This window comes from Gemmiger qucibialis (assembly GCF_027689445.1).
GTDB classification, from domain to species: Bacteria; Bacillota; Clostridia; order Oscillospirales; family Ruminococcaceae; genus Gemmiger; species Gemmiger qucibialis.
Window position 1 is genome coordinate 270568 of record NZ_JAQFEN010000003.1, and the last position, 11767, is coordinate 282334.

The 11767-nt window shown below is 48.4% G+C and carries 13 protein-coding genes and 1 pseudogene; 13 read left to right on the forward strand and 1 reads right to left on the reverse strand.

The genetic code is table 11. The annotated features are described in order from the left end of the window. The first annotated feature begins 6 nt into the window (after positions 1-6). The 6 genes and pseudogenes from PG062_RS07825 (at position 7) to PG062_RS07850 (ending at position 6137) form a co-directional block, all read left to right on the forward strand. Positions 7-1713 (forward strand): recombinase family protein, encoded by a 1707-nt coding sequence (locus PG062_RS07825; RefSeq protein ID WP_270751840.1) that lies wholly within the window; start codon positions 7-9, stop codon positions 1711-1713. After that, complete coding sequence (locus PG062_RS07830) at positions 1714-3321, forward strand: recombinase family protein (RefSeq protein WP_270751841.1); 1608 nt, start codon at positions 1714-1716, stop codon at positions 3319-3321. Next, the gene (locus PG062_RS07835; protein ID WP_270751842.1) at positions 3318-3713 is read left to right on the forward strand and encodes a recombinase family protein; all 396 of its coding nucleotides are present in this window, start codon (positions 3318-3320) and stop codon (positions 3711-3713) included. The genes PG062_RS07830 and PG062_RS07835 overlap by 4 nt, the downstream gene beginning before the upstream one ends. Before the next feature lie 87 nt (positions 3714-3800). Further along, a pseudogene (locus tag PG062_RS07840) lies at positions 3801-5441 on the forward strand (DUF4368 domain-containing protein); the annotation flags it as partial. A gap of 26 nt (positions 5442-5467) precedes the next feature. After that, entirely contained in the window at positions 5468-5821 is a 354-nt protein-coding gene (locus tag PG062_RS07845; protein WP_118322732.1) for a TnpV protein, read from the forward strand. 16 nt (positions 5822-5837) lie between these two features. Next, complete coding sequence (locus PG062_RS07850) at positions 5838-6137, forward strand: hypothetical protein (RefSeq protein WP_004612693.1); 300 nt, start codon at positions 5838-5840, stop codon at positions 6135-6137. A 27-nt stretch (positions 6138-6164) separates the two neighbouring features. Here PG062_RS07850 and PG062_RS07855 read toward each other — a convergent pair whose 3' ends face one another. Continuing rightward, positions 6165-6533 carry a helix-turn-helix transcriptional regulator gene (locus PG062_RS07855; RefSeq protein WP_005933665.1) on the reverse strand — a complete coding sequence of 123 codons (369 nt, stop codon included), beginning with the start codon at positions 6531-6533 and terminating at the stop codon, positions 6165-6167. A gap of 204 nt (positions 6534-6737) precedes the next feature. Between PG062_RS07855 and PG062_RS07860 the strand changes: the two genes are divergently transcribed. From PG062_RS07860 to PG062_RS07890, 7 genes are all read left to right on the forward strand, one after another. Continuing rightward, positions 6738-7403, forward strand: a complete 666-nt coding sequence (locus PG062_RS07860; RefSeq protein WP_117456766.1) for a response regulator transcription factor — start codon at positions 6738-6740, stop codon at positions 7401-7403. Next, positions 7387-8838: a sensor histidine kinase gene (locus tag PG062_RS07865; RefSeq protein WP_118658836.1), complete on the forward strand. Its 1452-nt coding sequence runs from the start codon at positions 7387-7389 to the stop codon at positions 8836-8838. The genes PG062_RS07860 and PG062_RS07865 overlap by 17 nt, the downstream gene beginning before the upstream one ends. 97 nt (positions 8839-8935) lie before the next feature. Continuing rightward, positions 8936-9472 (forward strand): hypothetical protein, encoded by a 537-nt coding sequence (locus PG062_RS07870; RefSeq protein ID WP_118658837.1) that lies wholly within the window; start codon positions 8936-8938, stop codon positions 9470-9472. 475 nt (positions 9473-9947) lie between these two features. Then, entirely contained in the window at positions 9948-10361 is a 414-nt protein-coding gene (locus tag PG062_RS07875; RefSeq protein WP_270751845.1) for an RNA polymerase sigma factor, read from the forward strand. 103 nt (positions 10362-10464) lie between these two features. Next, positions 10465-10917: an RNA polymerase subunit sigma-24 gene (locus PG062_RS07880; RefSeq protein WP_244799747.1), complete on the forward strand. Its 453-nt coding sequence runs from the start codon at positions 10465-10467 to the stop codon at positions 10915-10917. A gap of 10 nt (positions 10918-10927) precedes the next feature. Next, complete coding sequence (locus PG062_RS07885; protein ID WP_270751846.1) at positions 10928-11389, forward strand: RNA polymerase sigma factor; 462 nt, start codon at positions 10928-10930, stop codon at positions 11387-11389. A 28-nt stretch (positions 11390-11417) separates the two neighbouring features. After that, entirely contained in the window at positions 11418-11708 is a 291-nt protein-coding gene (locus tag PG062_RS07890; RefSeq protein WP_118213134.1) for a DUF3847 domain-containing protein, read from the forward strand. The last annotated feature ends 59 nt before the right edge of the window (positions 11709-11767 follow it).

An 11767-nucleotide genomic window follows, 5' to 3' on the forward strand; every position in this document is an offset into this window, starting at 1 on the left:
GAGCAAATGGCAAGAAAAAGCAGAAAACAAATTGCAGTCGAAGAGCCGGTTGTTGAATCTGTCTCTTCCGAGGTCTTCTCAACAGCCATCTATGCCCGTCTTTCCGTTGAAAACAGCGGCAAGTCTGAAAAGGTGGATGTCATCGCAAATCAGATTGAGATTTGCAAGTCCTACATTGCAGAGCGTCCCTATCTGAATCTGATAGATACCTATGTGGACAACGGACGAACGGGTACGGTTTTTGACAGACCGGAGTTCAACCGTCTGATGAACGACATCCGCACCGGCAGAATCAAGTGCCTTGTGGTTCGTGATCTCAGCCGGTTCGGGCGAGATTACATTGAGGCAGGAACCTATCTGGAACGGGTCTTTCCTCAGATCGGGCTTCGGTTTATCGCCATCAAAGAGAACTACGACAACTTTGATACGGACGGCTCCGGCGAAAGCCTTATCATCCCTCTGCAAAACATGATCAACACCCTCTACTCGAAGGACATCTCCCGCAAGGTTTCTACCGCGCTCAAGGCGCAGATGGAAAGCGGAGAGTTCAAGAAGCGCAATCTCCCGTATGGCTACCGCTGGGATGAAGCACACTGCAATATGGTTTTCGATGAGGAAACCGCACCGATTGTTCAGAAGATTTTCCAATGGAAAATCGAAGGGCTGTCTCTTCCGGCGATTGCAGACCGGCTTGACGCAATGAACGCTCCCAATCCGGAGTTTCAGAAGTATCAGGTCGGTGTCCGCACAGGCAATGCTACGGCAAAGAAGATTTGGAACAAGTCTTCACTGACTACCATTCTGGATAATCCCCATTACGTTGGAGATACCGTACTCGGACGAACGCTGAACGCCATCTACAAGGGTGTCAAAAATCAGCACATTGACCGCGAGGAATGGATTGTTTTTCCCAACACTCATGAGCCAATCATTTCCCGTGAGGACTTCCAGAAGGTGCGAGAGATGCGGGACGCCGCTGCAAAGACGAGAGTTGAGAAGATGGAGCGCACGGAAGAAATCCGCGCTACGCTGATCAATCTCTTTGAAGACAAAATCGTCTGCGCAGACTGCGGCAAAAAGCTCTACTTCCATCGCAAGCGCGTTGACAAGCGCAAGGACGGCGCATGGTACGCCTTCTATGAGTGCAGTTCATCCGTCAAGCGCGGCAATCTCTGTACGCCACACTATACGCGGCAGGACAAACTCGAAGCCGATGTGCTTGCGGCGATTCAGCTTCAAGTCAAGGCGGCTCTCAATTACGACAAGCTGCTTGCCAAACTGAGAAACAGCGAAGGTGAACGCAGCATCCGAGATCAGCAGAATGCGCTCATTACAAGCCTGAATCTGAAACTCAGCGGTATTTCCAAGAAGCGTACCCGTCTCTATGAGGACTTCACGGAAGGCGTTCTCGATGAAGAGGAATACGCCTTTGCCAAGAAAGCCTACGATGAGCAGTATGTCGATCTTTCACGGCGGTTGGATGAAGCGGTTCAGCGGAAGGTAAAGTTTGCCGAGGCAATGTCCGAGGACAATAAGTGGCTCACGCTGATGAAATCTGTCAGCGGTGCAGCAAAACTCTCTCAGGAGTTGATTGACGAGTCCGTAGAGCTTGTAAAAGTCCATAAGGACGGCTCAATCGAGCTGGTCATGAAATACGGCGATATTTACGCTCTGACCGTTCAGAGCATCAAGGAAGTACAGGAGGCGATGTAAATGAGCAAGGAATACAACATCGGCATCTACATCCGCCTCTCAATGGCTGATGAAGATACCGGCTATGGCAGCAAGGCGGAAAGTGACAGCATCGGCAACCAGCGTATGCTCATCAACCGCTTTCTTGACAATCATCCGGAGCTGTCTCACTGTCAGCGGTCTGAGTTTGCGGATGACGGTTATACCGGCACGAATTTTCACCGTCCTCAGTTCACGCAGATGATGGAGAATGTCAAGCGCGGCGAGATTAACCTGATCTGCGTCAAAGACTTTTCCCGCTTTTCTCGTGACTACATTGAAACGGGAAACTATCTGGAATGCACTTTTCCATTCATGGGCGTCCGCTTTATTTCCATCAACGACGGCTATGACAGTGACGATTACAAAGGCACAACGGGCAGTCTGGAAGTGGTTATGCGCAGCATCATCTATGCGGCATACAGCAAAGACCTCTCCGTAAAGACCACATCGGCAAAAATCCAGATGATGAAGCAGGGCAAGTATGTCGGCGGCTATGCTCCATACGGCTACGTCCTGCATCCTACCATTCGGAATAAACTTGCAGTAGACCCGGAGGCGGCTGATGTGATCCGTCGTATCTTCCGTGAGGCGCTGGAAGGCAGCAACACCTCTCAGATCGCCCGCAGCCTGAACGATGACGGCATCCCGACGCCGGGGCAATACTTCAAGAGTAAGCATCCCGACAAGAAGAAGTTCAGTAACATGAGCGAGAAAATCAGTTGGGAAACCGTGATGGTCTACAACATCCTCAAAAACCTTGTTTACACCGGAACACTGGTCAGCCGCAAAATGAAGTCCTGCGGTGTCGGCTCAAAAAAGCGTGTTGTCAATGAGCCGATTATCGTAGAAGGTACGCATGAAGCTATTATCAGCAAGGAAGACTTTGAGCTTGCTCAGAAGGTCATTCGAGGCGGAGGTCGGAATCCCACGCGCAAGCAGCATGACTATCCGCTCAAGGGACTCGTCCGCTGCGGTAACTGTAAACGTGCTATGACACGCCGAAAGAACAAGGCTGGCATTCGATACTTCCAGTGCATTCACTCGGTCAACAACGGAAACACAGACTGTCCGGTTGGCAGGAGCTTTCCGGAAATGGATATTGAGAAGGTTGTCTTCCATGCCCTTACTCAGTTTCTTGCTTTGGCACAGAAGGAAGCAATACAGAACCGCGAAGTCGGTGATCTGCGGAAATCTGCCATCAAGGAATGTGCTGATAAAATCCGCACTCTGCAAAAGCAGAACGAGCAGCACAAGGCGTCCAAGCTGAGGCTCTACGAGAAGTATGCAGCCGGAAGCATCACGAAGGAGGCGTACATTCAGCAGAAGGCGGCAGCGGATGTGAAGATTGCTGAAAACGATGGAGTAATCCAGCGCAGTCACGAACGGATGAAGGAGCTTGACTCCGAGACCGCCTGTTCAGATGAAAAGCTGGATGCGGTCTGCGAACAGTACGCCGACTGCAAAGCTCTGACCTATGAGCTGACCCACGCATTCATTTCTGCGGTCTACATTTACGATCTTGACAACATAGAAATCGTCTGGAAGTTCAAGGACTTCCTCACTACATCAGAAGGAGAAGCCAAATGAAAGTATTTCTTTATATCCGCGTTGCCTGTGCGGATCAGCTTGCGGCAGCAGACCAGCGGGAAGAGCTGGAACGCTATGCAAAGGACAAGGGCTATGAGGTAGCTGCTGCGGTTGCGGCAGACGGCATCTCCGGCGTTCATACGGAAGGCATCATGAGCTTCCTGCTGAACGAAGCCAAGCGTCAGGGCATCGGCACGATCCTCGCCCGCGACACCTCGCGGATCAGCCGGAACACTTCCTCTTTCATGAGGTTTGAGCGAAAGTTCCGGGAGAACGGCATCCGGTTCGAGTATCTGTCCAAGCCTGACAACGTGCTTCCGGTCACTCCAATGATGGAGGCGTTCGAGGCGGCGTATAAGAAGCGTCGCACAAAGAACGGCAAAAGAGCATAGAGAAAAATGCAAGCCGTTCACGGGTGGTTGTCCACCTATGAACGGCTTGTAAATTCTCAAAATTTTTTTAGTCCCTACTTGACACAAGAAGACATGAGCCGGTTGGGGCGCGACTATTTAAAGGTCGGTCAGGTCATGGAGGTTTTGCGGCAGCGCGGAGTTCGGCTGATTGCGATCAATGACGGTGTGGACAGTCTGAAAGGCGATGACGATTTCACTCCGTTCCGCAACATTATGAATGAATTTTACGCCCGTGATACCAGCCGGAAAATCCGCTCTGTGTTTAAGTCAAAAGGAATGAGCGGTAAGCACCTGACAGGCACCGTGATTTACGGCTACTTATGGGACGAAAAGCGGGAGCATTGGCTGGTAGATGAGGAAGCTGCAGAAGTGGTACGCCGTATCTTCTCCCTCACGCTGGAGGGATATGGGCCTTACCAGATCGCCTGCAAATTATCCACAGACCGGATTGAAATTCCTGTCGTACACCTTGCCCGCTTCAACGAGGGTGTGAACCGTTCAAAGCCGGTCAAAGACCCCTATGGATGGGGATCATCTACCATCGTGAACATTTTGAAAAAACGAGAGTATTTGGGGCATACCATCAATTTCAAGACCCGCAAGCACTTTAAGGACAAGAAAAGCCACTATGTTTCTGAGGACGAATGGACGATCTTTGAGAATACCCATGAAGCCATTATCGACCAGCAGACCTTTGATTTGGCGCAGAAAATCCGCAGCAATGTACGGCGTTATCCAAACGGCTGGGGCGAAGCGGCTCCCCTCACAGGATTGCTCTATTGTGCCGATTGCGGCGGCAAGATGTATGTCCACCGCACCAACAATGGCAAGAGGATTTCTCAATATACCTGTTCCAATTATACCAAAGTTCCGTGTGGGACACTATGCCCTACACAACACCGTATCAATGAGAGTGCTGTTCTGACATTGGTTTCCGACACGCTCCGGGCTATCGCTGAATATTCGAGAAATGACCGGACGGAATTTATTCACACTGTTCAGGAGACGCAGGTTGCTCAACAGAGTGCCGATATATCGAAAAAGCGCAGGCGTCTGGCTGCTGCCCAAAAGAGAGCCGGAGAACTGGAAAAACTGATTTGCAAAATCTATGAGGACAATGCCCTCGGCAAGCTGCCGGATGCACGATATAGGGCGCTCGATGCACAGTATGCCAAAGAGCAGGACGCACTTGAGATTGAAATTGCGGAGCTGGAAAAGGCTATTACCGGCTACGAGCAAAGCCAGAAATCAGCGGAGAAATTTATAGCCCTGATTGATAAGTACGAGAATTTTGACACGCTGACAAACACCATGCTCAATGAGTTTGTAGAAAAAATCCTTGTCCACGAACGCGCCCGAAAAGGCAGCCAGGACACCACGCAGGAAATTGAAATCTACTTCAATTTTTTAGGACGCTATATCCCACCATTCTTACAGCCGGTTCCTTTAACACCGGAGGAACAGGAAGAATTGCGAAAAAAAGAAGAACGCAAGGACAGGCTTCATCAGAACTATTTGAAACGAAAAGCCAGCGGCGCACAGAAACGGTATGAGGACAAAATCAAGGCGCAGAAAAAAGCGGAAATGGACGCTAAGAAAGCCCTGATCCGGGCTGAGGATATGAAAAAAGGTGTTTTTTCTACTGTCGGACAGCTGCCGAAAGAAGAACCGCGCAAAGGCAGCATAGCAGCCAGCGCAGCAGTCTAATCATCACGAAGCAAAGGAGAATGAAAATGAGTAAGTTGACTTACATTCGTTGTGGAGATTATGATATACCCAACCTAAAACTTTCTGAACAGCCGGAAACTTCTATCGGCAAGTACGGCAGGATGAGAAAATCCTACCTAAAGAAACATCGCCCCATTCTCTACAACCAACTGCTGATGAGCGAGAAGCTGTATCCACACCTGTTAGAGATTGACCGGACAGCGCAGGAGCGCGTGGACACCATGTTGCCTCACATGATGGAGACTGCGGGTGTCACGGAAGAACTGAAAGCCTGTGATCCTATGCGTTGGGTAGGGCTGATGAACACATTAGCGGCACAGATTGAGGAAATTTTAATCAGGGAACTGATTTGCAGCTGAATGGGAGGTGTGGGAAATGCTGACCTTTGAAAAGATTTTGAAAGTGTTTCAGGCATATCTGGATGATGATCCACTGTATGAGGTGGTTCAGACCAGCCACGGTTATACATTGATGGCATGGGAACCCCACCGGAATGACTGGTACAGCGCTGAAATACAGAAAACCCCGGAGGATTTACGGAACGCTTTGTTGGGTACATACGCCAACTTTCTGGAAGATAAGATTACTGGAAATGACCGTGACCTGACTGTGACAGAAACCGGAGAAATCCAGCAGAGGTGTCGGGAACTTTTGGAAAAGTGCCGGGAACCTTGATATAGAAATGCCAGAAGGAGGCCGCGATTATGCGTCCTCCTTCTGCTTCGCAGTCTGTTCCATTTTGAGCGCCCCATCTATGGCACCTTCGATAATCGGCAGGTATTCTTCAGGGCAAAGCTTCAGCTTGTGGCTGACCCGTTGCCGCTGTTCGCTTTCTTCTCGCATAATCTCCGGGTTAAAATACCGTTCCACGGGAAGTCCGCAGACCTTAATCAACTGGATCATCACAGGCAGGCTCGGAATCGCACCTTGATTCTCAATGTTGGCAAGATACCGCCATTCAATCCCAACCATTTCTGCCAATGTTTTTCGTGCCAGACGCTTTGCCTCTCGTGCAGCTTTGACATCTGCGCCGAAGGTTTCAAAACCGGGACAATCTTCAACTTTCGCCATATAACATCACCCATCTACATTGTATAATTCATACTTTGCCCGTGGAATGTTGCTATATGTAGGTTAGTTGAAGTTTATAATTCATATTCACGCTTGCTTTGCAACACAGAGGTAACTTATAATTACAATAATCTTTCTAAATCTTGAGTTCTCCATAATAGATACATATTTCTCTGCTATACTTGAAAAATTGGAGGTGGAACAATGCAGAAGATTTTAATTGTCGAAGATGATATTGACATTCAGGATATATTGAAAAACCATCTGATTGATGCGGGATATGAAGTTGCTGTTGCTTCTGACGGCGTGGCGGGGATTGCAATGTTTGATGATACAATCGACCTTTTGCTGTTAGACATCATGCTCCCTAAAATCGACGGCTATGGTGTGTGTGAGGTCATTCGCAAAAGGTCACAAGTCCCTATTATTATGCTTACTGCGCTTTCGGATGAAGAAAACCAGTTGCGGGGTTTTGAACAGCAGATTGACGATTACATTCCAAAGCCCTTTTCGCCCAAAATCCTGCTGTGCAAGATTGCGGCTATTCTTCGCCGTAGGACTGTGGAAAATCAAAATCAATCCCTGCTTACTTATAAAGAGTTGAGTATGGATGTTGATGGATTCCATGTATATCAAGGCGGAAACGAGGTTGTTTTGACCAGCAAAGAGTTTGCGCTTCTTAGGCTTATGCTTGAAAATCAGGGAAAGGTCTTTACTCGGCAAATGCTACTTGACCGATTGTGGGCGGACGATTTGGAGGTCGAAGATCGGATCGTTGATAGTCACATAAAGAACATTCGCAAAAAGTTAAATGCTGACTATATAAAAACAATTAGAGGGGTGGGATACAGAATTGATAAGGAAAATTAAAACGAGCCTAACGGCAAAGCTCTTTTTAGCGACAACGGTTCTTTTGATTTTGGTATGTTTGCTTTCTGTTTTCAGTATGGCGAGATATATTCCCCAAACTTATAGCAATCGACTTAGTGCAGAATTGCAAAAGCAAGCAAATGATTTAGTGCCAGTATTGGAAAAGGCTGGTTCCTTAGAGGAATGTTATTCACTTGTTCAGCAATTCACCGCACAGACAAAAGCAACTGCCTATATTGAAGATGATTATGGAGATATTTTGTATTCAAGTGACAAATTGACGATAACAACAGACAAGGATTCTATTGCTACGATTCAAGAAAATCCTGATAGCGCAATTATTACAAGTGACGAATTACTGACAGAAGCAGGCTATGTGTTCACCCTGTTAGGTAGCGACTATACCCTTTATGTGCAAAGTGATACGGTGTCCGTCAATCAGGCAACAGAGGCGATTTGGCAAACCGTTCCGCTGGTTATATTGGGAATCTTCTTTATGTCCATCTTGTTTTCTGTCATTTACTCACGCTATATAACAAAACCGATTATTGAATTAAGCAGCACATCGCAAAAAATGGCCCAGCTCAATTTTGAGCCGCACGGAAATTCTAATCGTTCAGACGAGATAGGAATACTCTCGGACAGCTTAAATACTTTGGCGGATAATTTACAGCATACATTGGCAGAACTGAAAAAAAGCAATTCCGAGTTAGAGGCCGAAATATCAAAAGAGCGAGAACTTGAAAAAAAGCAACAGGAATTTTTCTCGGCGGCATCACATGAACTGAAAACGCCTTTGACAATTCTGAAAGGTCATTTAATGGGGATGCTCAATAAGGTCAAAGGATATGAAAATCAAGAGTCGTATATGGAGCGGTCGCTGGCCGTTGTTGAAAAAATGGAAACATTAGTGAAAGAACTGCTCTATGTATCTAAAACAGACGGAAAACAGAGAACAGAATATAAGACGATTGATTTTGCAGAGCTTCTTCGGGTACAAATAGCTGATGTGACCGATTTGCTGTCTGAAAAAGAAATCTCCCTTTCCGTGGATATTCCTGACAAAATCCTGTGTGATGCAGACCCGGCACAGATGGAACGAGCCATTCAAAATGTTTTGGTAAATGCCATTCGCTACTCACCGAATGGCGAGGCAATCTATATATCCTTATCGAACGATAAAAATACCGTTTCCTGCAAAGTTGAAAATACAGGCGTCCATATTCCAGAGGAAATGATACCCCATCTATTTGAAGCATTTTACAGAGCGGATACCTCCCGTAATCGTAATACTGGGGGAACAGGCTTAGGACTTTATATCGTCCGCAAAATCATGGAACTGCACCACGCAAAATATGGTATCCAAAACACAAGCAGAGGTGTGGTGTTCTGGCTTGAAATGCCGCAAGAAAGAGGTGCTATCAACTCCATCTAAACTCCATATTCCTTGCAAACTATATCCAAATCATTTTGTTATCTTATAGCTGTCCTCAAGAGGACAGCTATAATTTTTGAAAGCGAGGCAAAGCAAAATGGTAAAAGCTAAATTCGGAGCATTGGCTCTGACGGTATTGATGGGACTGGGTGCAGTAAGTCCCTTGCATGGGGTCACAGAAGCTCATGCGCTAAACGCACCTGTTGCCAATTCTGCACAGCAGAAAACGGTCGTGTCCACAACGGATGATTCCGATGGCGTTATGAGCTACAAGGACAAGGAGAGCGGAAAGACCTTTGTCAGCGAGGACAATGGCGCAAACTGGATGTCCGAAGAAGATTATAATAACAGCCATCCCGCAATCAACTACGAGTGGTGGACTTATGACGAGTACAAGGAATGGCTGGAACAGGAAAAGAAAACTCTTCAGGAAATGGCCGACGAGCACGCAATGGCCGAAACCAGCGAGGGCTCTTTCGAGTGGACGCAGGAAATGACAGACCAGTACATTGCCGAATATGAGCAGACCCTGGAGGACATCAAAAATGGGCTTCTCGTATCTAAGTCTGTGAATGGGGACGATGAGTGCATGACAACTTTCAATCCTAATTGGGTAGGCAGCACTACCGACTAACAGCCTATCATGTTGATTTAGAAACTGCCACACGACGGCAAAAGAAAAAAAGCCGTCGTACAGCAGCCATATCGACACGCCCATTTGAAGCGGCGGCTTTGATTTTCAGAGCCGCCGTTTCTTTTCGTCTACGCTAAACCAACGACGACCTAACACCGTGTAAATCCACGGCGGCACATAGGAGGATTGCCGCCGTGTCTATTTTTGCCTTTTTTCACAGTCCCCATGACCTGCACCAGCTAAAAAAAGCCTGTTCCCAGCAGCGGAGCAATGCGGTCAGAAGTATGCACTATACCATGTAACTAAACAGCAAAATATACTCTATTACGCTCGTATGGCTTTATGCCGTCCGGGCGCTTTTTTGTCTCTATGGAGCCGGAACATCGGGGCAGCATGGCCCGAACTTTATCCCCGGTGCCGTTCTCCGCCGCCCCATTCAGATTTTCCCGAAAAAATCTGAATGGAGGAAAGGCAGATGGAAGTTACCATCAATTATAACGGACAAGCTGTGGCCGTGGAGGTCACGCTGGAAGTCTATGAATTTCTTGACCGGGCAGATCACAAAACGGAGAACCTGTTCCATGAACAGCGGCGGCATTGGGATGGCCGGGAGTTTGACGAGTACATCATTACCACCGAGGGTGTAGGGGTCTACGGCGAAACGCCGGAGGAATACCTTTGCCGCATGGAAACGCTGCATGAGCTGATGGCTGTTCTGGACACCTGTACCGAGGCCCAGCGCCGCCGGTTCCTGCTCTATGCGCTTGACGGGTTGAGCCTTGCAGAGATCGGTGTGCTGTGCGGCTGCTCCAAAGTGGCTGTTTATCAAAGTGTGGAGGCGGTCAGAAAAAAATTTATAAAATTCTTTGAGAACAGGCTTAACGAATGACCTGTTTTCGGGCTACCAAGTGAAAGGGATTATTTCCCTTATCTCAGCGAGGGGCGGACAGCGGACAAGCTGCCCGCCTCTCCGATTTTCAGGAGGTAAGCCTATGAAAACAATCAATCTGCGGTGGATGTATCCCCACTACCGGCATGACGAGTTTGTGGATGTTACGGACGAGGTATGGGCAGCGATGTATCAGGCCAAGCGGGAGATGGAGAACTATGAGCGTCGGAAAGTCTACCACCGCGCCTACTACTCTCTGGACGCATACAGCTGGCTGGAAAATTACGCACTGGAACACAGCAGATCGCCGGAAGATATTTTGCTGGAACGAGAAGAAATGACCACCCGCCTATACCTGATTGCAGCTCTGCCGGTGGCTCTGGCTCATGCCACTCCGACACAGGCCCGCCGAGTTCACGCCTACTACATTGCCGGTATCAAGCAGCCGGAAATCTCCCGGAGAGAGGGCGTCCACAGCAGCAAGGTCAGCGTTTCCATCCGTCGGGGGCTGCGGAATATGCGCCGTTGCTATGATGGCCTTTTCCAAACAGAGTGAGGGCGTGCCTATGCAGACCATCAATCTCAAACAATATTATCCATTTTGCAAAGAGGACATTTTTGTGGAGGTGTCCGATGAGATCGTCGAAGCGTTTCTTCTGGACAAGAGAGCCGAGGCCGCCAGAGATCGCAAGATGTTCCGGTATAAGGCGTTTTATTCCCTCGATTGTAACGATGGAATCGAAAATGCCGCCATCGGCTGGGCGCAGCCATCGCCGGAGGACTACCTGATAGAAAAAGAAGAATTAGCCGCATACGAAGAACTGATACGGCGATTGTACGAAGCCATTTCTTCCCTGCCGCCTATGCAGGCTCGCCGTGTCCACGCCCGCTATATGCTGGGTATGAAAGTGAAAGATATTGCCGCAATGGAGGGTATCACGCCATCACAGGCGGGAAAATCCATCCATGCCGCACTGCGGAGGCTGCGCCGGTACTTTGCGCGTCAGAAATGGACGGTCAATCTATGAGTATTTCCAAAGAAAAGAGGTGCCTGACATGAACGAAAAAATTACAGCCCACCCCCAAAAAGAAGAACGGGAGAAAGTCCTGAAGGAGATTCGGCGGCTTGAAAACCGAAAGAAGATTTTGGAGAACAAGCATCGGAACGAGGAACGCAAGGCCCGCACCCGCCGCTTGATTGAGCGCGGAGCCATTTTGGAGGGTATTTTTCCGCTGGCTTCCAACCTTTCCGGCGCAGAGGTCAAAGCATTTCTGATTGCCCTGTCCCATCTTCCGGGGGCTGCGGAATTGACTGCAAACCTGCCAAAATCCGGGGACACGCCATAAGTCCCTTGTTTACAAGGGCGCATTATCCGAGATATTCAATTATCCGAGGAGAATCTTAA

Excerpts from the sequence above, each read along its gene's own strand:
- PG062_RS07850 (WP_004612693.1), top strand. The coding sequence starts at position 5,838 with ATGCTGACCTTTGAAAAGATTTTGAAAGTGTTTCAGGCATATCTGGAT.
- PG062_RS07885 (WP_270751846.1), top strand. The coding sequence starts at position 10,928 with ATGCAGACCATCAATCTCAAACAATATTATCCATTTTGCAAAGAGGAC.
- PG062_RS07890 (WP_118213134.1), top strand. The coding sequence starts at position 11,418 with ATGAACGAAAAAATTACAGCCCACCCCCAAAAAGAAGAACGGGAGAAA.
- PG062_RS07855 (WP_005933665.1), bottom strand. The coding sequence starts at position 6,533 with ATGGCGAAAGTTGAAGATTGTCCCGGTTTTGAAACCTTCGGCGCAGAT.
- PG062_RS07860 (WP_117456766.1), top strand. The coding sequence starts at position 6,738 with ATGCAGAAGATTTTAATTGTCGAAGATGATATTGACATTCAGGATATA.
- PG062_RS07870 (WP_118658837.1), top strand. The coding sequence starts at position 8,936 with ATGGTAAAAGCTAAATTCGGAGCATTGGCTCTGACGGTATTGATGGGA.
- PG062_RS07830 (WP_270751841.1), top strand. The coding sequence starts at position 1,714 with ATGAGCAAGGAATACAACATCGGCATCTACATCCGCCTCTCAATGGCT.
- PG062_RS07880 (WP_244799747.1), top strand. The coding sequence starts at position 10,465 with ATGAAAACAATCAATCTGCGGTGGATGTATCCCCACTACCGGCATGAC.
- PG062_RS07875 (WP_270751845.1), top strand. The coding sequence starts at position 9,948 with ATGGAAGTTACCATCAATTATAACGGACAAGCTGTGGCCGTGGAGGTC.
- PG062_RS07825 (WP_270751840.1), top strand. The coding sequence starts at position 7 with ATGGCAAGAAAAAGCAGAAAACAAATTGCAGTCGAAGAGCCGGTTGTT.
- PG062_RS07835 (WP_270751842.1), top strand. The coding sequence starts at position 3,318 with ATGAAAGTATTTCTTTATATCCGCGTTGCCTGTGCGGATCAGCTTGCG.
- PG062_RS07845 (WP_118322732.1), top strand. The coding sequence starts at position 5,468 with ATGAGTAAGTTGACTTACATTCGTTGTGGAGATTATGATATACCCAAC.